This is a genomic window from Candidatus Enterococcus leclercqii, assembly GCF_009933135.1.
Lineage (GTDB): Bacteria > Bacillota > Bacilli > Lactobacillales > Enterococcaceae > Enterococcus_C > Enterococcus_C leclercqii.
The window spans coordinates 632,425-659,306 of the sequence record NZ_MAEH01000014.1 but is presented as its reverse complement, the minus strand read 5'-3'; the positions used below and the strand labels follow the sequence as shown (position 1 = coordinate 659,306).

Genomic DNA, 26,882 nt, shown 5'->3' with positions numbered 1-26,882 from the left:
GCAACACGCGGTTTTTTAAACCTTGTCAAAAATTTTTTCCTTTAAATCACGTTATCCTAGAGAAGGTCAAATTCACTGCCAGATAGTACTTTTTAAGAAAATGGAGGAATATCTCAATCATGACCTATTCACAACCGGAGTTAGCCGAGGCAAAACGACAAATTGCCTCTACGCTGCACAAATTACAAGAGACGGTGAAGACACTAGAAGCAAAAGAGCAGCCTTCTCGTTATAAATCGCAGATTACGCTAGCCAAAAGGCGGCTTGAGGCTTTTACTATTGCGCTTGTATTGATCGAAGAAAAACAGGCAGACCCGGATTGAATGGGCCTGCCTGTTTTATTGGAAGTTTAAAAAATATTTCGTTAGTCATCGTGGGGATCAATAATTATACTTTCTTCCTGCTTACGTAACAGATAGATTTTACGCCCATTGATGATCAGAGTCTTGATTACGGCATACACCGGGATACATACCAGCATGCCGAAAATGCCAAAGACACTTCCCGCACCTAACAGCACCAAAATAATCGTAATGGGATGGATATTCAGTGATTTCCCAAACAAGAGTGGTTTGATGACATTGCCGTCCAGCTGTTGAATCACCAGAATGGACAGCGCCATATACAATGCCTGCCACGGAGAGACGAACAAGCCAACGATCACTGCGGGAACAGCGCCGATAAAAGGGCCAACATAAGGAATGATGTTTGTAAGCCCACAGATAAAGGCCAACAGTAAGCTGTAAGGCTGCTTGAAAATGGTCATGGCGATGAAACTCATAACGCCAATAATCACAGCATCTAACATTGTACTACTGATATAGGCTGACAATGTATTGTTGAGGTCTTTCACCGTTGCTCGCAGTTCGCTGCGCAAATTGTGGGGAAAGAAGTTATCCAGGCTGTCTAAAAAGCGATGGCCGTCCTTGAACATGAAAATCAAGATAAACGGAACCGTAAACAACAAGACAAAAAAACGGGTCAATACAGAAACGATTCGAGACAGGCTAGTCGTGATGCTGGTAATCAGCCAATTGATGACGTTGTTTAGTGTCAGGTTCATGTTTTGCAGCTGCTCTTCGATATTGATCCCCTTGAATTCATCCCGTTGACCCAAATCAGAAAGCCAAACAGAGGCTTTCTCCGCATAATCTGGCAAGGATTGTGTCAGCTGTACGGCTTGCTCTACTAGCTGTGGAACGACATTCATGATTAGTAAAACTAAAAAAATCACCACAACAGCGAAAACAATCAGAAAGCTGATCATGCGAGACAGCCCCCGTTTTTGCAGCCAGCGCACCAATGGATCAAACATGTAATACAAAAAGCCTGCCACGAACAACGGTAAAATAATCGTTGACGCCATCGTTACTACGGGACGCAGAAATTCCCGCATCTGTAACAGAAAAAATGTACCGATAATGATTAGAACCCACTCTGCGGTCCAGAAAAATAGTTTTGAATTTTTGAAACGTGATTGCATAGTACCCTCCCAAGAATTTATAATACATCAATTGTACCATTTGCGCTCAGCGGTCAGCTGCTTTTTAATCAAATTTCCTATTTCTTTTTTGCAGAGATGATCAGCATCATCGGCCGCCGCAATTCATCGACCATTCCAGGAACTGAAAGCAAGTCCTCTGGCGGTGTCGGCTCAACGAGATGTTCAATAGAAAAACCGTTTTGTAATAGTGTTTCTACATAGGTGGTCAATGTGCGATGGTATTTTTCTACCGTTTCTCCCAGAAAATCTGCTTGTCGTACCCCTTCATAAAAATAGCGATCGACTGGAAAATGTCGGATTTCACCTTGCTCATCGTAGTCCCATTGTTGGTTACCGGCGGCTGTGAAGACGGGATGTTCGACAGAAAATAAAAAGGTTCCTCCTGATTTCAAGTAGGAGGCCACTTGTTTTACCATCGCCGTCCAATCTGGCAGATAATGAAATGCCAATGAACTGAATACAATATCAAAGGTATCCGCAGGAAAAGCGGCTTCTAAGATGTCTCCTTGGCGATAGTCAATCTTGGGGTCAGCATTTCGTTTGGCAGCTTCAGCCAACATCTTTTCTGATAAATCAACGCCAATAACTTGTTTGGCGCCGTGATCAGCAGCATATTTGCAATGCCACCCGTAGCCACAACCAAGGTCCAACACCGTCTTTTTATCAAAATCCGGCAATAAGCGCCGCAGGGTCCGCCATTCCCCAGCGCCTGCCAACCCTTCTTTTGAGCGGGTCATCTGACTATATTTGTCGAAAAAATCTGTTTCATCGTAGTGATTGTTCATAAATCTCCTGCTTTCTGCCTGTCACAAAAAGTGAGCAGTCGGTTAATCTTAATTATTTCAGCAAATACATGAGCTGATTTCTATAAATATCTTCCCACCATTAATCTGGCGAGTGTTTCTTATCTATTATACCTTGTTTGCATCCGTTTTCCATAAAGGTGTTGTCATTTTTTTTAGGCACTGGTATACTTGTATTCCTCGACTGAAACCTTCGTCTGGCAGTGTCTTCTCCGACGAGCTGAAACTGGCGAGAGGAAAAGTGATAGGTTGTCTCATGGATGATCAACAATCGCTTTTTCTATTGAATCTGTTTGGCTGATGAACCGCTGCCGTTACCATGTTCATTTGGTCCATCTGTAAGAGTGTTTTTACGAACGCTCTATTTGTCGTGCGCTGAATAAACCGCACGTAGTTTTGTATACAGAAAGGAAGGATACCAAATGATCCAAGTGGAAAATCTGAGTAAAAGCTTTCAAGTTTCCAAACGAAAAGGCGGCTTTAAAAATGCCGCCAAAGCATTGATTAGTCGTGAGGTTAAGGAACATCACGCCCTTAAAGATGTCAGTTTTACTATTGCAGATGGGGAGATGGTGGGTTACATCGGGCCAAACGGTGCCGGAAAAAGCACGACTATCAAGATTCTGTGTGGAATCTTGACTCCTGACAGCGGCACTTGCGTCATCAATGGGCGCACTCCTTGGCAAGATCGTATCCAACATGTAAAAGAAATCGGCGTCGTCTTTGGTCAAAGAAGTCAGCTATGGTGGGACGTTCCAGTAATCGACAGTTTTGAGCTGGTGCGGGATATTTATCAGATTTCTCCTGCTGACTATAAGCGCAACCTCGACGAATTGACTACACTCTTGAATTTGGAAGAAATCATTAAAACACCAACCCGCAGTTTGAGTCTCGGTCAACGCATGCGCTGTGAAATTGCCGCTTCATTACTCCACGATCCGAAAGTTTTGTTTTTAGACGAGCCCACCATTGGCTTAGATGCCGTTTCCAAAATCGCTGTTCGCCAGTTCATCAAGAAGTTGAATCATGAGAAAAATACGACAGTGATTTTGACTACCCATGACATGCAAGATATCGAAGCATTGACACAACGGATTATTTTGATCGGCAAAGGAGAGATTTTACTGGATGGCAGCTTGTCCCAGTTGAAACAACGCTTTTCTCATCAAAAGACGCTGACCCTTTCCTACGCAGGCAGCTTGCCGCAATTGCTGCCGCAGTTCGCCGTTGAAAGCAACGAAAAAGGTCGGCTCGTTTTGGGATTGGATCCCAGACAATTGTCCGTCGCCGATGCTATTGCCTATTTGTCAGAGCAGATAGAGATCTCTGATTTGGCTGTTTCTGGTATTTCGGCTGATGAAATGGTGGCCGAGATGTATCGGGAGTACCGCATATGAAAAAATACGGCGCTGTTTTTAAAATCCGCTTTAGTAACACGCTACAATATCGAACAGCAGCAGTTGCCGGCATGGTGACTCAGTTTGTTTGGGGCCTGATGGAAATTTTGGCGTTTTATGCTTTTTATCAAGCCGATCCGGCTGCTTTTCCTATGAGCTTCCAACAGACTGTTTCTTATATCTGGTTGCAACAAGCCTTTTTAGCCTTATTTATGCTGTGGTTTTATGACAATGACATCCTGACTGCAATCTCTTCTGGAAGCATTGCTTACGAGTTGGCGCGACCGATGGATCTCTATAATCGGTGGTTTTGTCAATCTGCTGCCAATCGACTAGCCCGTTCTCTCTTACGATGTGCCCCCATCCTCTCCATCGCTTTTGTTTTGCCGACGCCTTTTCGACTGGTTCTTCCAGCTGACCTTTTTCAATTAGGGATGTTTTGTGTGGCTATGACGTTGACATTAGGTGTTGTAATTGCTATTTCTATGCTGGTGTATGTCTCTACTTTTTATACCATCAATTCAGTAGGGGTACGCTTAGTAATGGCTTCCTTTGCCGATTTTTTTTCAGGTGCAGTCATTCCGTTACCTTTTTTTCCACCAGCTTTTCGCCAGATTGCTGAGTTGTTGCCTTTTGCTGCTATGCAGAACATTCCTTTGCGAATTTATAATGGGAATCTAACCGGAACCGCTCTTTGGCAAGGATTGGGACTGCAGCTGTTTTGGCTTAGTTTACTGATTTTATTAGGTAAACTTTCGCTGCAGCAGGCGTTGAAAAAAGTTATCGTACAAGGAGGCTGATTCTGTGAGACTGTATATGAAATATTTTAAAATCCATCTAGCCAGTCAAATGGCTTACAAACTATCCTTTGCATTGACAGCACTAGGCCAATTTTTAAATTCCTTCACGGCTTTTTTAGGCGTTTGGTTTATGTTCCAACGATTTCATCAAGTGGATGGCTTCAGCTTTCAAGAAGGCCTTTTGTGTTTTGCGGTGGTTTTACTCGCCTTTTCTTTGGCGGAATGTTTTGGCCGTGGCTTTGACATGTTTCCCCAAATGATTGCAAATGGTGAGTTTGATCGTGTGTTAGTCCGGCCGCGTTCGCCAATTTTTCAAGTCTTGGCATCAAAAATGGAATTTACGCGAATCGGTCGTATTCTGCAAACCTGTTTGATTTTTGCTTACGCCTTACCTACCAGCCAAATCGCCTGGTCTGGTATGAAAGTCTTGACGCTAGTCTTGATGGTGCTTTGTGGTGCGGTTCTCTTTTTCTTTTTATTTCTGATTTATGCAGGGATTACGTTTTTTACATTGGAAGGCTTAGAAGTCATGAATATTTTTACTGATGGCGCCCGGGAGTTTGGTCGATACCCCTTTAGTGTTTACGGCAAACAGGTGCTGCGCTTTTTGACTTATTTGATTCCGCTGGCCTGGTTTCAATACTATCCCTTCTTGTATTTAATCGGAAAGGTGTCAGATCCTATCTGGGCGTTTTCACCGTTGTTGTGCCTACTTTTCGGGCTGCCGGCTTACGGCTTTTGGCGCTGGGGTTTGTATCATTACAAGTCTACCGGGTCCTAAGCTTGGTTGCATGATGGCTAAGATCAAAGAAAAACTGTCTTTTGGTCAAAATAAAAAGGCGGAAAATCAATGAACCCTCTGTTAGATTTTCATTTAAAAAACAGCTGAAAAGCTGCTTTTCTAAAATGATTTCTGGCAGAGGGTTCTTTTTTGAATGCTGATTTTTATCTGGGATAAATGCTACTTCTTCGTGATCCTGCCGTCTTGGATGAGTAACTTGCCGGAAGTAGCAATCTTGTTAAGAAAATAGCGATCGTGAGAAACCACTAGCAGGCTTTCTTTGTACTCCTCCAATATTTCCTCCAGCTCTTCTTTCCCATAGATATCCAGATGATTCGTCGGCTCATCGAGAATCAGAAAGTTGATTTTCTGCTGCAGCAATCCTAAGAGATACAGGCGCATCTGTTCGCCACCGGAAAGGTCCTTGATACGCTTGGTGACATCATCTGCATAAAAGCCAAAGCGAGCCAATACTTGCCGCGCCTTTTGTTCGTCTGTAATCTGCCTTTTTACGTGGTCAACTAGCCGTAATTGGGGATCATCAAAGTGGAGTTGCTGAGGCAGATAGCCAATTTTTACACTGTTGCCAATGCGAATCTGACCTTCATCTAAAGGGAGTTCACCCAGTAAGCAGCGAATCAAGGTACTTTTTCCGCTGCCATTGTCTCCCATAAGCGCAATTTTTTCTTGACGATAAAAGGCAAAGCTGCTGTCAGAAAATAAGAGTTGTTCCCCCACCAGCTTTCCGATATCGGTGGCTACCAGAACTTCTTTTCCAGAGCGGCCTGCCTGGGAAATTTCCTGTAGGCGCTTTTTGGGTTCTTGTGGGGGTCTACTCAAGGTGGCTCGCAGTTTTTCTACCCGCCTTTCCAGTTCTTTGGCTTTACGGTAGAAGTCTTCGTTGTCTGCTTCATTGGCCCATTGCCGATAACGGCGAATCATCGCTTCTAAGCGTCTGATTTCCTTTTGCTGGAGTTGGAAACTTTTTTGCAGCGCTTTTAGTCGTTCCTTTTTTAAGGAAGCGAATTTCGTGTAGTTTCCGGGATAACGGATTAGTTTTCCTTCTTCAATCTCAGCAATCCCTGTGACCACATTGTCTAAGAACTGCCGGTCATGACTGATCACTAAAAAGGTCTGCTTGGTGTGAAACAACCAACTTTCCAGCCATTGAATGCCTGTAGAGTCCAAATGATTGGTAGGCTCATCCAACAATAGAACATCCGCTTCTTCAATTAGCACACGAGCCAATTCCACTCGAACCCGTTGTCCGCCACTTAGCTCTTGTAAAGGGGTTTCGGTTTTATCGCCAAGGCCTAGTCCTTTTAACGTGCCAATCACTCGGTCCTCAAGGCTATATCCGCCGGCTTCTTCGTATGTTTCCTGTAATTGCCCATAGCGCAGCAACAGACGCTCATAATTGGCATCTGGCGCAGCCATTTGCTTTTCCACCCGCTGCAAATCAGCTCGTAAGTCTTTAATATTTTGAAAACTGTCTAACAGGTAATTACGCAGTGTCTCAGGGGAACGAGGCAACTTTTGTGGAATATAACCGATAGTCAAGCCTTTTTGCCGAGAAACGATGCCCTCGGTGAGCCCCTCTTCATCGGTTAATATCTGTAGGAGTGTGGTTTTCCCACAGCCGTTTGCCCCTACCAATCCAATCTTGTCACCAGGAGCCAGTGTCAGAGAAAGTCCTTGAAATAGCGGAAGTGTGCCGTAATTTTTGGTAATATTATTAGCTTGAATTAACATGTTCAGTCTCCTTGTCTTTTTCCAGCGCTACATTTTGATTGAAGTTATCACTAGAGACCGGCTTTCTGCTTTTTTAGTAGCAGCTGTTACTGACTGACAGAATCTATCAGCCAGGCAGTTCAGCAACGTAACAAAAAAACACGGCCATAAAAAAGCATGACCGTGTTATGTTAAACTGTTTCAATTACTTGGGAAACCGGTCAAGTTCGCTGATTCACTTCAAATTTAGCTGTTTTTGGGTAAACTTCGCCCTTTGTTGCCAATTTGAAAGTAATCGTATGACAAAAACTGATGTGCAACAGTTGACGCTCATTGTCAGCTGTTATTTTTGACATACACGACATGACAGTTCCCTCCTTTTGTGACAAAATTTTCTTATACAAAATTATGATAGCATGGAAAATTAGAAAAACCAAGAAATTACCAATATTCTAGTATTTTCTATTTAGAAAGTAAGGTAAAATGAACGTATCTCACGTAAAAAAAGTTATTTTCAGGAGGTTTTATGAAAGCAGAACACTCTTTGGGCCCACAGTTTGATTTAACAGACTGGAAAAAGAATATTGGTTTGTTTTTGTCGGGACAGTTTCTTTCAGGAATTACCAGTATGGTGGTTCAATACGCTATTATTTGGTATTTGACGCGGGAAACTGGTTCCGCCACTGTTTTGAGTTTGGCTACACTTTTAGGCATGCTGCCGATGGTATTGTTGAGTCCCTTTGTCGGCCCATTTGTAGATCGGCTGGACAAGAAAAAGCTATTGATCTTTACAGATATCATCGTGGCCCTGTTCGCTTTGGTGCTGTCGATTGTAGGGACAGTATCTGAGCACTTTCCCTTGTGGTTGGTCTTTGTCTCTTTGTTTATGCGCTCTGTCGCACAAACCTTTCAAATGCCGACTATTCAGTCGATTTTGCCTCAGATGGTTCCCCAGAAGGAATTAACCAGAGTAAATGGGCAGCTGGGAATGGTGCAGTCTGCGAATATGATTATTGCACCGGCACTAGGCGCTTTTTTATTTGCAGTTGTACCTATGAACTTTCTGATCTTATTGGATGTATTAGGGGCAGTCTTCGGTGTGGGCTTGCTTTTGTTTGTTCGCATTCCTAAGACCCAAGCACAGGGCGAAGTAGTCCATGTGCTGACGGACACCAAAATGGGCTTTTCTCTATTGGTCAAAAACAAAGGCCTTTGGTACATTACTTTACTTGGTGCGGCCTTCACCTTGATTTTCATGCCGGCCGTCAGTATGTATCCGTTAATGACGATGGACTACTTTCAAGGAACCGTGGGACAGGCGGGTTTGATTGAGGTTATTTATTCAGTCGGTATGTTGGCTGGTGGTCTGATCATTGGCGTTTTTGGAAAATGGAAAAATCGGATGATTCCGGTGCTGATCGCTTACTTTATTATCGGCGGCGCCTTTGCATTAAGTGGTATTTTACCAGGAGATCAAACTGGTTTTATCTGGTTTGTTCTCCTCAATGCAATTGCCGGTCTTGCAACACCATTTTTCAATACTTTGCTGATGGCAATGATTCAGCAAAGCTATGAGCCGGTATATCTTGGACGAGTATTAGGTGTTCTGAATTCGCTGATGAGTATTACTGGCCCTGTCGGTTTGATTTTTGCAGGACCGTTAGCTGATAAAATCGGTGTAGAAAAACTTTTTATTATCGCCGGTGTCGGCACAGTGGTCTGTGGCATTTTAAATATCTTGATTTCTGCAGCCAGAGACTATGATATTCAATTGCAAAAGAAACTAGCCACTGAAAAAGTGGAAGATTTGTCTGACCCACAGTAATTAAATAGACACCGCTACACCTCTCTTGTTGACAGCAAGAAGTGTAGCGGTGTCTATTTTATGGAAATAAGATGTTCTTTCTTTAACTGATTATTAAGTCGTATCCTACGAGATTCAGTGAAGAATAAAAAGAAAAAGACGATCGTAGCCATAATCAAGCAAAACCAAAGATCTCCTTGATCATTGAAGTAAAATGTCGCAACCGCATCCTTCCAAGAAGCAAAACGGTGGAAGTCTTTTAAAAAACTTGCGGTGATTTCGGTACTTAGGAGATGCGCTATCGCGCCTAATCCTAAAAACCACCAGACTTCTGCCAATAAATCACTAAAAAGAGCCAGACGTTGTTGACCGAACTCCTTCGTGGTAATTACCGCTTCTTGGATACGTGGAGGATGCATTCGACGATATTCGCTGATACAAAAGAACCAGATGACTATGACTAGTGTCAAGGATAAGACAAAAGCACCACCACCTAAGAGATCTATCAAAAGAGAAAAAGGCGAGAACTGATGAGTGGCTGCAAATAAGCTGAGGGTATTTTCCAATTGGCGCCAGTTATTGAAGAAAAATGTCACACGCGCACTGAAAAAAAGTAATGCCAATAGACTGGTTTGTACCAGATAATGTCTCCATTGAACAAGTTTCTTCCAGAAGCGGCGAAAAGAGTCGACAAGTACAAAGAAAGCTGAAATCACTCGCTTCAAAAGAACGCCTCCTAGTATAGGTTTGATTGCTTGGAGTTCTATTATAGCTCAGCGTCTGAATAAAATGAAGGGACCACTAGACATCGCTCTTAAAATCTCTTAATCGATCCCGACTAATTCTACATAGTCTTGCGACCGCTGAAGTAAAGAAACATGTGTGCCTTGATCAATAATTCGCCCCTGCGCCATCACGATAACCCTATCAAACAATTCGGCACATTCATTTGAATGACTGACCATCACTAAGGCTTTACCACTGAAGTTTTCTTTCAGAATTTCTTTATAGACCCCACGCATTTCTTCATCCGATTGACTTAGTGGTTCATCAAGCAAGAACAAGTTTTTCTCACTAGCCATGATGTTCTTAGCCAATGCAAGTCGCTGGGCTTGGCCACCAGACAATTCCACCCCGTTTTCATATAGACTGGCTCCGATTGGAAGACCTACATAGGGTACAAGTTTCATTAAGCCCACTGTCCCTAGTGCTTTGACGATTTTAGTTGGATTATAGTTGGTGGACTGCGCAATGTTTTCACTGATTGGGATTGGGTATAATTTTGTACCTTGTGCATGATAGCCAATTTTGGAACTATCATAGTGACGACCAAACCTCACTGAGCCTAAATCTTTGTCTGTATCAATTGGATAGGCTTGCATGATGACTTTTAGTAACGTACTCTTGCCAGAACCGTTTTTTCCAACAATCAACACCTTTTCATCAGGACTTAACGCAAATGAAATGTTTTGCAAACTATATTCTGCTTCCCCAGGATATTTAAATGAAAAATTGTCAAATGAACATAATGAAGGTTCATCTGGACACGCACCAAGAATTCTGGGGAACACCCGTAGTTTTGTCTCCTCAAAAAAGGTTTTTCCCCGCCGAAAGCTTCGAATGCCTGAGATTAAATTCTGTGTACCCTTACCCAATAATAGGCTTAACGTCAGAAAAACAGAATTGAAGGCGTTATAACTGGAGACAAACTCAGCCAAAGATATGCTCTGAAAATAAAAGAGATCGACAACTAACAACAAGGGTGCCATAAACTTTAGTAACAGATCAGATAAGATACCGTCAAAGATAAGCGTATTAACAAAAATTTTTCGACTCCTTTTGGTTTGCAGATGACTCAAGTCAGTGATGCATTTCTGAATATACGTGGTCAACAGCTTTTCTTGCTTATTGATACGAATATCACGGAGCGCCCGGAGATTTGAAAATAGTCCCATAAAATATGTAGTCTTTTGAATGGGGAAAATACAGGCCATTTGCTTTTCTTGAATGAGCCTTCCACCCCGATAATTTCCTAAAAACAAAAAGCCCAAAGCAACTAGCATTAAAACTAGATATTTGCCGCTGGCTTGGAGTAACATCCCACCAGTAAACACCGCTACCATTATTGAGGAAGCTAATGACCCAAGTTGCTGGATCAATTCTAGTGAAAATTTAGCTCTGTTTTTGGATAAGAAAAGAAACTCACTTCTTAAACTTCCTTTTTCGATTTCATGCCAGGCGATCTTTTTACTGATTTCTAACGTTTCTATTCCAGACAGTTCGCCAATCTTTTCTTCAATCCAAGGACCCAAAAGAAATTCGAAGAGACTACAATACAAGTCGCTAATCAAGGTAAAAAAGGAAGCGAAGATAAGAATGGTAACGATCTGAGACAGACTGCTATTGTTTTCCACTACAGAGATTACTTTGGAATACATCCAGATATTGAAGACAAAAAGCGGAAGTTGTAAAAATAGTTGGTAGATCAAATAGGCAATTGAATAAGATCCCAATAACAGCCTTTTTCTAAAGGTAATCACCATGTGCATCCTCCTCGATAGTTCCAGTACTCATTTTCACTTCCTGTTTGCTCCAAGCATGGTATTCTTGCATTGATCGAAATTCCTGAATGATGCCAGCTTTGAAGTAAAAAATGCGATTGGCATATCTTGCAAGTTCCTGATTATGGACGCTAAATATCCAGGTTAGTTGCGTCCGTGCCAGTTTTTGAAACAACAGTCTCTCAGAAACCTTATCCATAGCGGAGGTGGCTTCGTCAAAAATCAGTATGTCTTTGTCGGAAAACAATGCGCGAGCGATTGCAATTTTCTGTGCCTCGCCACCTGAAAGAATGACCCCCTCTTCAGAGACTTCCTTTCCGAAAGGCCTATTTAGATACTTCTGATCAATGGAGAACCAGCTTTCATTTATGAGGTCTTTGTATCTTTCGTTATGGGTACTTGTGCCCATAATATTTTCCTTTAAAGCAATCGAAGGCAAAAAGAAATCTTGCTGAACAATTTTCGAAAAAGAGGATAAATCATAGGCTTTCGTATTGTAATTTTCATTTATAATAATTTCACCAGCAGTTGGTTTCAATACCCCCGACAGCAAGTTGAGAAACGTCGATTTTCCAGAGCCGTTTTCCCCGATTACTGCTATCTTATCGCCATGATTAATTGTTAATGTTACATTTTTTAGGAGAGCTGTCTCAGAGCTGGGATACTGATAGTCCACCTGCTCGAATGCAATACTTTTGAAAGGCGCAGCTATCTTTTTTCTTACGGTATTCTGAGTGCCAAAGTCTTGATAAGCTTCGATATAGGGCCGATTAGAACCAAATGACTCATAGCATTTGAAGCAATTTTTTATTCTAGAGAGTAGTAAAATCACGGAACTAAACAGAATTGAAAAATCCGACACCTTAAATTCATCTATTTTATAAAATGAAAGCAAGGAGATAAGTAACGCTGAAATATAGATGAGATTTATGGAAGTTTGAGAAACAATGATTTTTAATGGGACTAAAGCGCGGGCACTGCTTTTCGTAAGCGCTAGTCGTTCCTTAGTATTGTCAGACTGATATTTCTGAAAACAGGAGCCAATGTCGCTTGTTTGTAAATCAAAAATGGTTTCTTTCTGGAAGAGCGTCTCAAAAAACAGCTCTTGTTTTCTTCCGCTATTGATTAGTGATGAATTCTTTTTGAATAGCCTTTTATTTAAGCTATTTCCAGCTATCGTTGAAAGAACAATGAAAATGGCAAACCCGAGTAGCGCTGGATTTATTAAACTTACAGCGGCCAAAGCATTTACCAGTGCCATCAGTTGAAAAATAAAATTGAACACAATCGCCAGTGATTCTTCCATTTTTGCCTGGGCACATTGAAAGACTAGCGAATAGCAATCATGAAACTTCGAGGAATAAAATGCTTCCAGATCAATATTTTCAGTTTTTTTAATTACTTTTTGGACAAAGTATGCCTTTGCTTCTAACATATACCTTTCTTTGACAACCTTGTTATAGTAGTTCATTACTTGATTTAGGATAAATGTTAAGCCGGCGATAATGGCAATCGAACTGAAGACAGCAGTGACCGGCACGGACTTTTCATAGCCCTCCGTAATGAGGTAAACAATCCAAATCGTACTCGTAGTTAAGATAAATGCTGAAACCACTCCCCAAAGCAGCTCAGTGAGTAATCTTTTCGATTGGAATCTTTGGTATTCTCTTAATAAAAAAAACGCGGTCGAAATCAAAGTGTTACCTCCTTAACAAGCACCTCAACTATCTTTTTATCCCGGTAGAGAGAATCTATAAGCTCACCGTTCGGATAGCGTTTACAAAACTAGCTTCTCAAAAATCGATCTAAATTGAAATATGTCATTTTTGAATCTAGGTATTACAGGAAAGATTCCGACATATCAAACGTTTAAATCAGAATAAGATTTAAAAGAAATGCAGCACAATTTTCAGGGTAAGGTAACTGGCAAATATTTCAACATCTTAAACAAGGAAAAGGAAAGATATATTAACAGGCAGATGCAACAATTGAAAAGACAAGTCTCTTCCATAAAAAATAGCGGAAGGAACTTGTCTTTTACTTGTGACTTTTGGGAAGTGACCGTTTTAAAAAGCGGTTGTCATCACTTTTTGAAAAACATTAATCCAATTCAACTTTTCCAGTATACAGCTGGTAATAAAGACCTTTTTCAGCAAGGAGCGACTCATGGTCCCCGCGCTCGATGATTCGACCGTGATCTAAGACCATGATGACATCCGAGTTTTGAATGGTGGACAATCGGTGCGCAATCACAAAAACAGTCCGTCCTTTCATCAATTTATCCATCCCTTCCTGAACGATTCGCTCGGTTCGGGTATCGATACTGGAGGTCGCTTCATCTAAAATCATTACGGGCGGATCAGCAATAGCTGCTCGTGCGATTGCCAAAAGCTGTCGCTGTCCTTGGGAAATCCCCTCTCCATCTCCAGTGATAACCGTTTCGTAGCCGTCAGGGAGATGGTGGATAAACGTATCCGCATTGGCCAACTTGGCTGCCGCCTCCACTTCCTCATCAGTGGCGGTCAGTTTACCAAAACGAATATTGTCACGAATGGTTCCTGTAAATAAGTGGGTATCTTGCAGCACGATTCCTAATGAACGTCGCAGGGAATCTTTTTTGATTTTCTTGATATTGATACCATCATAGCGAATCTTTCCCTCTTGAATATCGTAAAAGCGATTGATCAAATTGGTGATGGTGGTCTTGCCGGCACCAGTAGCCCCTACAAACGCGACTTTCTGGCCAGGATTGGCATAGATATTGATGTCATGAAGAACAATGTTGCTAGGAACATAGCCAAAGTCCACATCTTCAAAGACAACGTCACCGGTCAGCTTCGTATAAGTAACCGAGCCGTCCTTGTGAGGATGTTTCCAAGCCCACATGCCTGTTCGTTCTTTTGCCTCTGTAATGACACCGTTGACTTCTTGGGCGTTGACTAGAGTCACGTAGCCCTCGTCGTCCTCTGATTTTTCATCTAGCAAACCAAAGATTCGGTCAGCACCTGCCAACGCCATAATGACGAAATTAATCTGTTGAGAAATTTGGCTGATAGGACCGTTTAAAGAGCGGCTTAGCTGTAGAAATGAAGCAATCATTCCCACAGTTAGCCCACTGATTCCGTTGATTGCAAACATCCCACCAATGATAGCAACGAGGATGTATTGCACATTCAACAGGTTCATCATAATCGGCATCAGCTGATTGGCGTTTACATTGGCTTGAGTGGCACTGGATTGCAGGGCATCATTTAGTTCGTCAAAATCTGCCATCGCCTGCTTTTCGTGATTGAAAACCTTAACGACTTTTTGCCCGTGCATCATTTCTTCAATATAGCCGTTTACTGCTCCTAAATCCCGCTGTTGGGCCCCAAAAAAGCGACCACTGCGTTTGGAAATGAAACGGACGACATTCAACATCAAAAAGACGGAAACAATTACAAATAAGGTTAAAGGAATACTGAGGGTGAACATGGCAATAAAAACTGAGACAAAGGTTACCATCGCCATCATCAGGTTAGGAATACTTTGGGAAATCATTTGCCGTAGAGTGTCAGTATCATTGGTGAAGTGACTCATGATATCCCCATGAGAGTTTTGATCAAAGTAACGGATTGGCAGTGACTCCATATGCGTGAACATCTGATCGCGGATTTTCTTTTGCGTTCCTTCACTGATACGAACCATCATGAAATTGTAAGTCAAACCTGCCAGTACGCCAATCACGTAAATCAAGGCCATCTGCATGATTGCTTTTAACAATCCAGAAAAGTTTGGGTTACTCGTGCCAATTAGTGGTGTGATATATTGGTCAATAACTGTTTGCAAAAACAGTGCGCCACGGACATTGGCAAATGCTGAAAGCAAGATCATCACCAGTACGATGATCAACTGTAATTTATAATCACCGAACATGATCCCCAAGAGACGTTTTAGGGTCTTAATCGGCGAAGAAGCCGGTCTTTTTTGATTATTCGTCAACATGTTCCCCAAATCCTTTCTCTTGAGAGTCACTTACTTCTTGATAAATTTTATTTGTCGCCAAAAGTTCTTCGTGCGTACCGATTCCGTCAATGCGGCCGTCATCCATCACGATGATTCGATCAGCATCTTGAATTGATGTGATTCGTTGGGCAATGATGATGGTAGTCGTACCAGGGATTGCTTCTTTCAATCCTGCCTGAATTTCGCGGTCGGTTTTGGTATCAACAGCACTGGTGGAGTCATCTAAGATCAGAATCTTAGGCTTTTTCAAAAGGGCACGAGCAATGGTCAGACGTTGTTTTTGTCCGCCAGAGACATTGGTGCCTCCTTGCGCAATCATCGTATCGTATTTATCCGGAAATTCCTGAATAAAAGGATCTGCTTGTGCGATTTTAGCAGCAGCGATAATTTCTTCATCAGTGGCGTTTTCATTTCCCCATTTAAGATTGTCTTTAATAGTACCGGAGAAGAGAACGTTGTTTTGCAGGACCATCGACACTTGGTCTCTGAGTGTGACCATGTCGTAATCCCGCACATCGTGGCCCCCTACCAGCACCGCGCCCTGAGTAACATCATAAAGTCGGGGAATCAATTGAACTAGTGTGGATTTTGAGCTACCAGTGCCCCCGATAATCCCAACGACCTCACCGGCATTGATTTGTAAATCGACATCAATCAATGCCAATTTGTTCATATCATCAGCATAGCTAAAGCAGACATCTTTGAACTGAATGCTACCATCGGCAATTTCTTTAAGCGGCTCAGGTTTATTGGTGATGCTGCTTTTTTCATCAAGCACTTCAACGATTCGGTCAGCTGAAGTGCGTGCAATCAAAATCTGAACAAACGCCATCGAGATCATCATCAAACTCATCAGGATCTGCATCGTATAATTGAACATACTGACCAGTTCACCGGTTGTCAATGTTCCTTTGTCTACGATGAACTGTGCCCCCAGCCAAGACAACAGCAGCATACAGGTATAAACGGAAAATTGTAGCAGCGGCATATTAAAAGCGACGATTCGTTGAGCTAATGTGAAATTTTTGTAGACTTTCTCAGAAACCTCGCCAAAGACTTTTTCTTGCTGCTTTTCTCGAACAAAAGATTTCACGACACGAATCCCTTGTAAATTTTCCTGAACCACGTTGTTCAAGTGGTCATAAGTATGAAAAACTTTGATAAACAATGGGTGGGCAAAATGGATGACAATGGCCAGCCCGATAGCCAAAAACGGCACGACTGCCAAATAAATCAACACCATTTGGGCGTTAATGATGGAAACCATCGTCAATGAAAAGATTAAGATCAACGGACTGCGGACCAACATTCGAATGATCATCTGATACGCATTTTGCACGTTGGTGACGTCAGTGGTCATTCGTGTAATCAAGCCAGCTGTTGAAAAGCGGTCAATATTGGCAAAGGAGAAGTTTTGGATACGGTCAAAGATATTGCGGCGTAAGTTACGGGCAAAGCCGGCTGAAGCAGTTGCAGCTGTTCTGGCGCCCATGGTTCCGCAAACCAATGCGAAAAGACCGCAAAGAAATAACAAGCCACCGTATTTTAAGATTGCGCTGCTGTTGCCCTTTTCGATTCCTTGGTCAATCATGGCAGCCATGATTAAAGGCATCACGACGTCCATCACCACTTCCCCTGCCACATAGATAGGGGTCAGAATTGAATCTTTTTTATACTGCCCCACATTGGCTAAGAGTGTTTTTAGCATAGCGTCCTTCCTTTCTGAATAAAAACAAATGTATAAAGACATGAATACCTTTCGTGCAGAAAAGCATACGAAAACTCGGCTTGTTTTCAGACGACTAGTAGCAACTCCTCTGATTCAACAAGAAAGAGACGCGGCGACTAAAAACGTCCCGAGTCTCTTTACAACCGTGTCTACTATTAACTGTAGCTGAATAAAAAAACATTTGCAAGACTTGATTTTGATTATTTTCGAACATGAGTTTACATAATAATTTTATATTCTTCTCATAGTTTAAAAATTAATTATCCAAGTAGCGCGCCAAAAGTTTCACAAGCTCTTCTGGAAATTTTTTCAAATCGCTGATATCCAAAAAACGGTTTTCTCCATAAATATTGCGAATCGTTTCCTGGTCTTCCCCGATAGCAGCTGCAAGGTAGATAATCCCTTGACGCTCGTAGTCGTGAATGACCCCCTGAATGTCTTCTTTCGCCTTCTCACCGGTATAATCCGGTAAGGCTTTCGGCTGACCATCAGAAATTGAGATAAGCAGTTTGGTCGTCGCCGTTTCTTTGACCAGTGCCTCACTGAGTAAACGCAATGGTACGCCATCACGATTGTTTTGGCGAGGCTTCATTCCTGCTAATTTTGCAGGTAAATCGGTAAAACTATCGCCGAACTCTTTGTATGAATAAATTGAAGTTTTTTCTCGCTGCGAAAGATCTGCCGTATCGCCATAAATCATCAGTGGCAAATCAAGCTCAGTAGCAAACTCGGCAACAGCAACAGCTGCCAAACGAGCGGCTGCAATCCGACCGTCACGCACCATGGAACCGGATTCGTCGATGCGTAACGCGATAGCAAGTGAAGGGGAGTCTTGCGGGGGTGTCTTTTTCTCGAAAGTTCGGTAATCTCCGTAAGCTACCCTGCTGGCATCAAAGCGCGTCCCAGTGAACTTGCCTTTCCCATAAATGTCACTTTGTTGATTTTCCAGAATCTCTTTTAGTCGTTTAACAACAGTCTCAACTTGAGGTCGAACAGCGCGAGTCAAAAGACGGCCTTCTTCACGTTCAAGATGGGTCAATTGTGGTCGATGAATCAAGAGGCCTTCTTTGGCGTGAATAGTATTTTTGAAGAGTTTACGTGCCTCTTGGTTCAGCCGCTTTTTTAAGAGTTTTTCTTGCTGGGCAAGATTCGCTTCTGTTTGGGCAGTTGCTCCGGTGTGAATCGTATCCTCTTGGTCAGGATCTGTCATCCCTACATCAGCTTGGCTGACAGTGTCAGTCGCTTTCTCAGAGGAAATCTCCGGTAAAGACGCTGCAGCTCCATTGTCTTGGGGGCTCTTTTGGGCAGTATCCCCTTCTGCTTTACCTGTTTCTGCTGTTTCTTCAATTCCAGGATCAGCTGCAATCAAGGTTCCATTTTCAGCCTCTTCTGTGATATTTCTAGCTGCGGCTTCTTCTTTGGAAAGACGCCGACCGGCTTGTTGGTCGCGAAATGCCCGCAGTTGTCGGCCTGAGACAATCGCAATCAGTTCTGACAGCAAGCCACTCGTTTCTAATACTTGTTCTAGAATCTTCAGCTCGTCAGGATCCGTTGTAAGTTTGTATAGAACTTTGGGATAGATAGATTCTTGAGGAGGTTGTCCTTGCTTTAGCGTGTTCACCCAGTAAAAATACGAACGCATGCCAGCAACACCTTTAATTGCATTTGCTTTAGCCGTTTCTTCTAATAAACGAATGATTCGAGCCATTACAGTCATCGCTTCAAGCTCTTGACAGCCAGTTTTGACTCTCCCCCGCTCTACCATGACTTCAAGAGGCGGTAAATCCATTTTCTCTGCGTGTTGCATCCGGTCACGAAGAGATTCGTTCAATGGCCGATTGCCTTGATAATTGCGGTTAGCTGTGACTACAATCACACAGTCGGAATGTCTGCGAATGATCCCAGTGGGAATATTCAGCATACCATTTGCTTCTAGTGCGGAATTCAAAGCGACTAAGACAGAAGCATCTCTGATAACGGTGGGTTCTTGAATCTCCAGCAGGTAGCCTTTTTCTAATGCTCGCACAATCTCTGATGGATAAAATTTATACTGGACAGGCGTTGTCGTAGCTGTCTCTTCTATTCGATTTACCAGTTGCGCCAATTTTTCTTTGGCAACTTCTGCCGAAATCGAAAAGTGTCGCTGGATCAGCTCTAGAACAGCCTGTAATGAGTCCGTTTGATAGATGGCTTCCAGCAACTCACTGTCCTCTTCCTCATCAACGGCCACCACTGGTAATAAGGCACCAAAAACATCAGATTTGTCCATATCAGCAAAACAGGTGACTTTGGTATAGGGTAGTTGTAAGTGGTAAGAAAGCGCCTTGGCCATCTCTGTTTTACCAGAACCGGCATCGCCTTCCAGTAAGACATTGAAGAGTTTCAGCTCTGGATCATTCCAATTATTTTTTATCTCGGAAGCTAAGCGCAGCTCAATCTCGCCGGTTTGATGACTGGCGGGTTTTTGCCAAATCATCATCTTTTCGACTTTGGTGAAAGGCCGGCCTTCAGTTACGGAATAGGGTGTCTGCATAATGATTGCTCCTTGTCCTTGCCTCTGTTATTTTATTTTGTTTCAGGTGTGTGTCGGCAATTGGTGTGTAAATTTTGTCTGCGTCTGCTTGTCAATAGCCAGCTTCTTCCAACAGACGTTTTAAGGTACGGAAACGTTCTCCTAGCAATTCACCGTCTTTTTGAAGAGCATCATGAAACATCAGGATATCTTCGTCAATCTTGGGGTTGTCGGTATCTACCTCTACTGTCATTCGATTGCCCTGTAACCCCAGAATATCAATGACAGGGTTTTCCGGATCATAGAATTTTTCATAGCGATAGGCTTCTTGAAAATAGAGATTTGTCCGCGCCACTAAAATGGCCATGTCCAAAATTCGCGTCAAAGGCATTTCTTCGGATTGGCGAGACCATTTTTCACCAGTGTACCGCCAAACTTTTCCAGAAATATCGACCTTGCCCCGATCGTTCCATTGTGCCAAGCCTAAAGATAATCCTTTTGCTTCGCTTTCAAATGCGTTGTGTCCATCGATACGATCATAATTCTCGACTACGATTACGGGTTTATGCTTCAAAGTGGTAGGTATTTTCATTTAAATCAGTCCTTTAGTAAATTAGTAGTTTACTAAATTATAACGATGGTCATTGGTTGCATCAAACGATTGGTCTTACTTCTTAACCAATCGCTGGTAACCAGTTGAAATTTTTAAAGGTCTTTTCGTCTTCTGCTCGGTGAAGCGGATGTAAAACAGGTTTCGGGTATAGAAAAAAGCCGACCATTTCAGATCAGCTTTGTCTCTGTCTTAAATAGCGGAACAGGCGATGCCAATGGCTTTTTCACCCAAGTGGGTACCAATCACAGGTCCAAAATGACCGATAGTGATTTCTGCATCAGGATATTTTGCCTGCAGCTTTTCTTTTTCTTCTTGGGCTGCCGATATATTATTCGCATGGATCACGTAAAAATGTACCGGACGAGCAATTTCCTTCGCTCGTTGTCCAATCAGATCTTCAGCACGATTAAAGGCTTTTTTCGAGGAACGAATCTTTTCTGATAAAACGATTTTACCTTTATCAAAAGTCAAAATTGGCTTGATTTTCAGTAACCCGCCAATCAGGGCAGCCCCGTTTGTCAAACGACCGCCTCGAACCAAGTTATTCAGATCATCGACAATGAGATAGGCGTAGGTATTGTCACGAATCATACGAAGGTGATCCAAAATTGCTCTCAGATCAGCACCTGCATCTTTCATAGTCAAAGCTGCCTCTACCATATTTCCCATTGGCATCGAGGTAATTTCAGAATCAAAAGGAACAACTTCTAAATCAGAAAACTCATCTTTGATTCCAGCCAAAGTATTGACAAAACCCGAGATTCCCCCAGAAAGATGAATACTCAAAATAGTATCATAGCCAGCTTTTTTTAGGCGTTCATATAAATCCATCACTTCACCAATCGCCGGCTGGGAAGTTGTGGGAAATTCTTTGCTGCTGTTCAGCAGGTCATAATATTCATCGGCTTCGATGTCGATTCCTTCGTTATATAACTTGCCATCGATGATCACTGGGATTGCAACGACATACAAATCAGGATGGTTCACGACAGTTTCCGGCAAGATCGCCGTGCTGTCTGTCACAACTGCGAGTTTCATAATTATCCTCATTTCAAAACAAAATAAATGCAAAAAACTGCTTAGCTAAACTACAAAAAAATACACTAACATAAATATAGCATAAATACCGAATGATGAATATATCCAAACAGCGCATATTTAAAAACACAACTGTCCGCAGATCCCCTCTCCAGGAAATCAACAGCGACTCAAAGCAAAAACTAAAATAACTGCAGCCGCTTCACTAAAAAATCGTAAAATTGTGGCGGTTTTATTTTCTTTAAGTACTGTTTAAAGGCAGAAAGTCAGCCAATCTCTTTGATTTTTATCAATTCAAAAAGGCCACCAACAAGAGCGTGACCTTTTTGAAATGGACTACCGATTTAATTATTTTTCCCAAAACGTCTGAATCGCTTTTTGATTTTTCTCCTGATCAACAACTAAAACACTGCCGCCATTGGCATCGTATCCGTAAGTCCAGGAGTCTGCAATTGGAACAGACAAGCGGTCAATTCCACCTGCTCCCTTGGCGATGGAAATCGTATTTTTCACGAGGTAACTCATAGGCAGATCCGTTGCGGCTTCTCCCATGACTTGACCAGCAGCATAAGGGAGTTTCATTAGTGTGAGGGGATTTTTCATCCCGCTGAAGACTGCATTCATGACTTGTTGTTGCCGTCGCACGCGACCAAAATCCCCTTCTTCGTCCATCCGAAAGCGAGCGTATTGTAAAAGAGTATGCCCATCCATTTTTTGAGGACCGGCTTTGATAGCTACGTCAATGTAAGCACTCATATCTTTTTCAGCATCGATTTGTACACCGCTTGGAAACAGCGTATCGATAACCTGCTCGAAGGATTGAAAGTCAACAATCGTATAATAGCGACAATCAACTCCAAAATTCTGATTCAACGTCTTTCGTACCAGTTCCGCTCCGCCATAGGCATAAGAGGCATTCAGTTTGGTTTGTCCGACACCGGGAATGTCTACCAGGGTATCTCGCATAAAAGAAACCAGTTTTGGCTTTTTCGCTGGCCCATCCAATTGAAGCACCATGATCGTATCTGCACGGGCGGCTTCTCCGTCGCGGCTGTCGCTGCCAATCAATAGGATATTACTTGAACCATTGCTGTTTTTAAAGCCGTTAAAGGTAATCTTCTCCTGCTTGGACAAAAATTCTCCCTGCTGAGAAAAAGTTTTGCCAGCATAAAACGAGCCGATACTATAAACCAATAGAATGACTATCAGGGTAAGCAAAAAGCGGCGAACAGGGTGTCTTTTGCGCTTCTTTTTTGGCTTCTTGTTTGCTGGTTGCTTTCTGTCTTGTGGGCCTCGGGGTGGTCGACCACCGCTGCCAGCATGTCGGTCATCTTGATAGTTTGTAGGATCATCGTCATCTGATTCCAAATGTTGATTGGATTGGCGAGGCTCTTCATCCAAAGGTCTTCTGGCAAACAGCTTGCCTTTCTTGCCGTCCTCCAGCTCCTCGTAAAGTTTTTTATTGCGGTCTTTACGGCTGTCCAAATCTTCCACTCCTTGTCTTTGTTTAACAACAGGATACCCTACTGCTTTAGGAAAATCTGTTGTCTCGCAAAATTTTACCCTTTTTTAGGAAACACTGCAACGAACACTCTTGTCAGGACCTGTCACTTTTTTGGAAAATGAGGCCTTACCTTACAACCGAGGCGCGAAAAGGTCCGCACGTTTAATTACAAAAAACGACTTACTCTTTGTAGAAAGTAAGGGACTTTGAGGTGAAATCTGCAAAGAGTAAGTCGGTGGATTATTCAACTGCGTTTAAAAAAGAAGTATCACAAACGTGCTTTTCATCGATGTCACTCCTCTGGAATCGTACGTACCGGGTAAGCCCCCAGATTACGAACTACAACGCCAAGCAGTTGGATCTCTTCTAGTGCATTTTTTATTAAGCGCTCGGATTGTTCACAAACCAGATCCACCACGAAAAAATACTCTCCTAAGCTAGTTTTCAATGGCCGGGATTCGATTTTTGACAAACCGATATTCCGCCAGCCAAATGCTGCCAGTGCTTTGTGTAAAGCGCCTGGCTGATTGGAGGGCAAGGTTAATAGGATGGTCATTTTATCGGCTGAAGAGGGCTGAATCTTTTGACTGCTATCATTTTTTTGTGACGCAACCAGCCAAAATCGGGTCTGATTGAAGTCGTTGTCTTGAATAGCAGTTGCGGCAACTGTCAATGCATATTGCTGGGCAGCCTGCATTGAAGCGATTGCGGCAATTTTTTCATGAGGGTGCTGGCTGACATACTCGGCAGCATAGGTTGTTGAAGCAACTGCTTCTAGCAAGACATCCGGAAACTGGCTTTCCAGGTAATCTTGGCATTGAGCCAGTGCCTGCGGATGACTCATAATCTTGGTGAGAGCATCGATTGGCGTGGTGGGGGCAGTTAATAGCTGCTGCTTAATGGGCAGAATGATTTCTTGCACCACCGTTAGTCCGCATTTATGAAAAAGGTGGTCGATGGTTGCATGAACGGATCCTTCCAAAGAATTCTCAACCGGAACGACTGCAAAATCTACCAGCTGTTGTTCTGCTGCTAAAAGACACTTGGGAATTGAAGGAAAAGCAATTAGTTCTGCATCAAGTGCAATTTTCTGAGCAGCTTGATGGGTGAAGGAACTTTTCGGGCCCAAATAACCAATTTTCATTGCTTCGCCAACCTTTCCACAATTTCCGTTACGATGGCAACAGGTTCTTTTCCAGTAGTGTCTACTTGAATCACTGCGGCTTCTTCATACAAGGGCAGCCGGGGTTGCAAAATTTCCCGAACCTCTGAGGCAGTCTTATCATCAGCTAAGGGCCGTTTGTTGATTTGATCTTGCACAATTCGTTGGTACAGCTGATCCGGATCTGCTTTTAAGTAGATAACTGTGGGATGATTTTTTAACAAACTGCGATTTTGTTCTTTCAAAACGATTCCGCCACCGCAAGCAACTACCTCATCACCAGTCAACGCCTTTGCCAGCGCCTGAGTTTCAGCTTTTCGAAAGGCCGCCTCCCCCGCCGTTTCGAAATAGGCCGAAATCGACATACCAATTTCACTTTCAATCATTTGATCCAAATCAATAAACGGGCGCGCCAATTCTGCTGCCAACTGTCTTCCAATGGTACTTTTCCCGGCGCCCATGAAACCGATTAGCAAAATGCCGGCCATCCTATTTTCCTCCTTTGATACTGAGTGTGTGAAGGTCAGCGAAAAACTCCGGATAAGAAACGGCGACAGCTTCTTCTCTTTGTAGTTGCGTTTCACCTTTAGCAATCAACGCAGCAATGGCTAACATCATACCAATTCGGTGATCACCGCGGGAATCTACGGCAGCGCCTTGTAAAGGAGTCGGACCATTGATAATCAGTCCGTCTTCTGTTGGGGTGATGTCTGCACCCATCTTCTTCAATTCTTCAGCAGTTGCGTCGATTCGATTGGTTTCTTTGACCTTCAATTCTTCGGCATCTTTGATTATCGTTTGTCCTGTTGCTTGAGTTGCCAAGAGGGCAATAATGGGCAGTTCATCGATTAATCTGGGAATAATGGCTCCGGATATCGTGGTAGCCTGTAACTGACTTGTCATGATTTCCAGATCAGCAGATTGATTTTGTTGATCGACAGATAGCATGGATAACTTTGCTCCCATTGCCGTCATGACTTCCAAGATACCCGTGCGGGAAGGATTGATCCCGACATTTGTTAAAGTAATCTGGCTGTCTGCTGTGATTGCTGCGGCAACGAGGAAAAAGGCAGCAGATGAAATGTCCCCCGGCACAGTGACTTCTTGTGCTTTGAAAGTTTGAGGACCAGTGACTGTGATCGTCTTACCATCTTTGGCACAGCTGATTTCTCCACCAAACTGTTTGATCATCTCTTCTGTGTGATTGCGGGTTGATTCTTTTTCAATGATAGTAGAGGTTCCCTGCGCCTGTAACGCAGCAAAAATCACCGCAGATTTCACTTGAGCACTAGCAACCGGCAGTTGATAATGGATAGGCTTTAATTGATCAGAACCGGACACTGTGATGGGTGGAAATTCACTACCAGAGCTTCCGGTAAGCCTTGCCCCCATTTCTCGCAAAGGCAACATAACACGATTCATTGGCCGTTTTGCTAAAGAATCATCACCAAAAAGAGTGGTCGTGAAGGGCTGTCCCGCCAAAATTCCCATCATCAAGCGGATGGTGGTACCTGAGTTCCCCACGTCAATTGCCCCGGAGGCAGCCTTTAAGCCGCGGAAACCGACGCCGGTAACTGTAATTGTTTCTCCATCATCTTCAATGGGAACCCCCAAAGCGCGAAAAGCATTTAATGTGGAGAAACAGTCTTCCCCTCGCAAAAAATTACGGATGGTAGTGGTTCCTTCTGCTAAAGCTCCGAACATGATGCTCCGGTGGGAAATAGATTTGTCCGCAGGGATTTGGATCGTTCCTTTTAAACCATTGGCGGTAGGTCCTAATTTCATAATATCCTCCTTTGATAGTGCGCTGCTTTTTAATACGCTTATTCGTGTACCACAGGTTTTATTTTAAGCGACAAGGGTAATCTGTATAAGTTTGCAGACAATTCATGCCCGCTTGCAAATCCCGTTCATTTTTGAACGTAATCTGCAAGACCCCATTGATATCTTCTCTAGTCTCTTGGATTTTTAGATTGATGATTGACAGTTCAGCTTTTCCCAGCAGTCCTGTAACCTCGGCAACAACGCCGGGAACATCTGGGACATCCACATAAAGATCATAAAAGGCTGGAATGGCCCCATTTTTATGAACAGGAAGTCGGTCGCGAGTGTCTCTCGCATGGTCGAAAAAGTCATAGATTCCCTGTTGGTCACGGTGAATTAACAGTCGTTGGACTTGAGACATCTGCTCTTGCCAAAGGGTCAGTTGAGACATCAATGTTTCCCGATTACTCAATAAAATGTCTGTCCACATTTTGGGATCCGATGAAGCAATCCGAGTAATGTCACGAAAACCTCCGGCAGCCAGCTGTTTAGCCCGAGGATGTTCTTGATTGAAAACATCAGCTTGTGTCACTAAACCAGCTGCAATGATATGTGGCAGATGACTCAACATGCCGGTGATTTCATCGTGTTCCTCTGGTGAAAGTTCAACATATTTTGCCCGGGTACCCGAAAATAATTCCTTTAACACGTCCAGTGAGTCATGGTCTTTTTCTTTAGGAGTAAAAATATAGTAGGCATTTTCAAACAAATCTTCATCGCAAGCATTGACTCCGGATTTATGAGAACCTGCCATCGGGTGCCCACCGATGAATGTAAAAGAACACGAAGCAGCAGTTTCACTGATAGCTTTTTTGGTGCTGCCGGCATCTGTCACGATGACCCCCGTCTTTAGTGTCAATTGACAAAGCGTCTGTAGATAGTCCAGAGTCACACTGACCGGAGTAGCAAAAACGATGATATCTGCTTGTGTTGCCGCTGTCTTGAAATCAGTCGCTGCCGTTTGGATAATGCCTTTTTCAAGCGCTGTTTGACGGGTCACTGAAGATTTATCCCAGCCGATTACGGTGCATTGAGGGTGAGCACGCCGGATACAGCGGGCCAATGAAGCCCCAATCAATCCTAAGCCGGTGATTAAAACTTGCTGTTCCACACT

The 26,882-nt window shown here is 43.0% G+C and carries 22 protein-coding genes; 5 read left to right on the top strand and 17 right to left on the bottom strand.

The features are described 5' to 3' along the window. Nucleotides 1-119: 119 nt before the first annotated feature. Nucleotides 120-323 carry a hypothetical protein gene (locus BAU14_RS09395; RefSeq protein ID WP_161899826.1) on the top strand — a complete coding sequence of 68 codons (204 nt, stop codon included), beginning with the start codon at nucleotides 120-122 and terminating at the stop codon, nucleotides 321-323. Between the two features lie 41 nt (nucleotides 324-364). On the opposite strand, the gene BAU14_RS09390 is transcribed toward BAU14_RS09395, so the two are convergent. Further along, nucleotides 365-1,483: an AI-2E family transporter gene (locus tag BAU14_RS09390; RefSeq protein ID WP_161899825.1), complete on the bottom strand. Its 1,119-nt coding sequence runs from the start codon at nucleotides 1,481-1,483 to the stop codon at nucleotides 365-367. A gap of 77 nt (nucleotides 1,484-1,560) precedes the next feature. Continuing rightward, nucleotides 1,561-2,289, bottom strand: a complete 729-nt coding sequence (locus BAU14_RS09385) for a class I SAM-dependent methyltransferase (RefSeq protein ID WP_161899824.1) — start codon at nucleotides 2,287-2,289, stop codon at nucleotides 1,561-1,563. A 440-nt stretch (nucleotides 2,290-2,729) separates the two neighbouring features. On the opposite strand from BAU14_RS09385, the gene BAU14_RS09380 reads away from it, so the two are divergent. The 3 genes from BAU14_RS09380 to BAU14_RS09370 are packed head-to-tail and all read left to right on the top strand — an operon-like array spanning nucleotide 2,730 to nucleotide 5,285. Further along, nucleotides 2,730-3,704, top strand: a complete 975-nt coding sequence (locus BAU14_RS09380) for an ABC transporter ATP-binding protein (protein ID WP_161899823.1) — start codon at nucleotides 2,730-2,732, stop codon at nucleotides 3,702-3,704. After that, nucleotides 3,701-4,504 (top strand): ABC transporter permease, encoded by an 804-nt coding sequence (locus tag BAU14_RS09375; protein WP_161899822.1) that lies wholly within the window; start codon nucleotides 3,701-3,703, stop codon nucleotides 4,502-4,504. The genes BAU14_RS09380 and BAU14_RS09375 overlap by 4 nt, the downstream gene beginning before the upstream one ends. 4 nt (nucleotides 4,505-4,508) lie before the next feature. After that, nucleotides 4,509-5,285 carry an ABC transporter permease gene (locus BAU14_RS09370; RefSeq protein ID WP_237580435.1) on the top strand — a complete coding sequence of 259 codons (777 nt, stop codon included), beginning with the start codon at nucleotides 4,509-4,511 and terminating at the stop codon, nucleotides 5,283-5,285. A gap of 180 nt (nucleotides 5,286-5,465) precedes the next feature. Here BAU14_RS09370 and abc-f read toward each other — a convergent pair whose 3' ends face one another. Beyond that, nucleotides 5,466-7,037 carry a ribosomal protection-like ABC-F family protein gene (gene abc-f, locus BAU14_RS09365; RefSeq protein ID WP_161899821.1) on the bottom strand — a complete coding sequence of 524 codons (1,572 nt, stop codon included), beginning with the start codon at nucleotides 7,035-7,037 and terminating at the stop codon, nucleotides 5,466-5,468. A 200-nt stretch (nucleotides 7,038-7,237) separates the two neighbouring features. Further along, a complete protein-coding gene (locus tag BAU14_RS14245) occupies nucleotides 7,238-7,381 on the bottom strand; it encodes a hypothetical protein (protein WP_202622190.1) in 144 nt (47 codons plus the stop codon). Between the two features lie 161 nt (nucleotides 7,382-7,542). On the opposite strand from BAU14_RS14245, the gene BAU14_RS09360 reads away from it, so the two are divergent. Then, nucleotides 7,543-8,841, top strand: a complete 1,299-nt coding sequence (locus tag BAU14_RS09360) for an MFS transporter (protein ID WP_161899820.1) — start codon at nucleotides 7,543-7,545, stop codon at nucleotides 8,839-8,841. A 53-nt stretch (nucleotides 8,842-8,894) separates the two neighbouring features. Here BAU14_RS09360 and BAU14_RS09355 read toward each other — a convergent pair whose 3' ends face one another. From BAU14_RS09355 to BAU14_RS09295, 13 genes are all read right to left on the bottom strand, one after another. Continuing rightward, complete coding sequence (locus tag BAU14_RS09355; protein ID WP_161899819.1) at nucleotides 8,895-9,545, bottom strand: hypothetical protein; 651 nt, start codon at nucleotides 9,543-9,545, stop codon at nucleotides 8,895-8,897. Nucleotides 9,546-9,644: 99 nt separating this feature from the next. Continuing rightward, on the bottom strand, nucleotides 9,645-11,234 hold the full coding sequence (locus BAU14_RS09350) for an ABC transporter ATP-binding protein (RefSeq protein ID WP_161899818.1): 1,590 nt from the start codon (nucleotides 11,232-11,234) through the stop codon (nucleotides 9,645-9,647). A 112-nt stretch (nucleotides 11,235-11,346) separates the two neighbouring features. Then, complete coding sequence (locus BAU14_RS09345) at nucleotides 11,347-13,077, bottom strand: ATP-binding cassette domain-containing protein (protein WP_161899817.1); 1,731 nt, start codon at nucleotides 13,075-13,077, stop codon at nucleotides 11,347-11,349. A 404-nt stretch (nucleotides 13,078-13,481) separates the two neighbouring features. Continuing rightward, nucleotides 13,482-15,365 (bottom strand): ABC transporter ATP-binding protein, encoded by a 1,884-nt coding sequence (locus BAU14_RS09340; protein ID WP_161899816.1) that lies wholly within the window; start codon nucleotides 15,363-15,365, stop codon nucleotides 13,482-13,484. Beyond that, the gene (locus BAU14_RS09335; protein ID WP_161899815.1) at nucleotides 15,352-17,094 is read right to left on the bottom strand and encodes an ABC transporter ATP-binding protein; all 1,743 of its coding nucleotides are present in this window, start codon (nucleotides 17,092-17,094) and stop codon (nucleotides 15,352-15,354) included. The genes BAU14_RS09340 and BAU14_RS09335 overlap by 14 nt, the downstream gene beginning before the upstream one ends. A 277-nt stretch (nucleotides 17,095-17,371) precedes the next feature. Next, complete coding sequence (locus BAU14_RS09330) at nucleotides 17,372-19,648, bottom strand: AAA family ATPase (RefSeq protein ID WP_161899814.1); 2,277 nt, start codon at nucleotides 19,646-19,648, stop codon at nucleotides 17,372-17,374. A gap of 91 nt (nucleotides 19,649-19,739) precedes the next feature. Continuing rightward, nucleotides 19,740-20,219 carry a DUF6530 family protein gene (locus BAU14_RS09325; RefSeq protein ID WP_161899813.1) on the bottom strand — a complete coding sequence of 160 codons (480 nt, stop codon included), beginning with the start codon at nucleotides 20,217-20,219 and terminating at the stop codon, nucleotides 19,740-19,742. 210 nt (nucleotides 20,220-20,429) lie between these two features. Then, entirely contained in the window at nucleotides 20,430-21,278 is an 849-nt protein-coding gene (locus BAU14_RS09320; protein ID WP_161899812.1) for a DegV family protein, read from the bottom strand. A 348-nt stretch (nucleotides 21,279-21,626) separates the two neighbouring features. Next, the gene (locus BAU14_RS09315; RefSeq protein WP_161899811.1) at nucleotides 21,627-22,763 is read right to left on the bottom strand and encodes an LCP family protein; all 1,137 of its coding nucleotides are present in this window, start codon (nucleotides 22,761-22,763) and stop codon (nucleotides 21,627-21,629) included. 311 nt (nucleotides 22,764-23,074) lie between these two features. After that, the gene (gene pheA / locus BAU14_RS09310; RefSeq protein WP_161899810.1) at nucleotides 23,075-23,926 is read right to left on the bottom strand and encodes a prephenate dehydratase; all 852 of its coding nucleotides are present in this window, start codon (nucleotides 23,924-23,926) and stop codon (nucleotides 23,075-23,077) included. Further along, a complete protein-coding gene (locus tag BAU14_RS09305) occupies nucleotides 23,923-24,432 on the bottom strand; it encodes a shikimate kinase (RefSeq protein ID WP_161899809.1) in 510 nt (169 codons plus the stop codon). Before BAU14_RS09305 ends, pheA begins: the two co-directional genes overlap by 4 nt. Nucleotide 24,433: 1 nt before the next feature. Then, nucleotides 24,434-25,729, bottom strand: a complete 1,296-nt coding sequence (gene aroA, locus BAU14_RS09300) for a 3-phosphoshikimate 1-carboxyvinyltransferase (RefSeq protein WP_161899808.1) — start codon at nucleotides 25,727-25,729, stop codon at nucleotides 24,434-24,436. A 58-nt stretch (nucleotides 25,730-25,787) separates the two neighbouring features. Next, nucleotides 25,788-26,879 carry a prephenate dehydrogenase gene (locus tag BAU14_RS09295; protein ID WP_161899807.1) on the bottom strand — a complete coding sequence of 364 codons (1,092 nt, stop codon included), beginning with the start codon at nucleotides 26,877-26,879 and terminating at the stop codon, nucleotides 25,788-25,790. Between the last annotated feature and the right edge of the window lie 3 nt (nucleotides 26,880-26,882).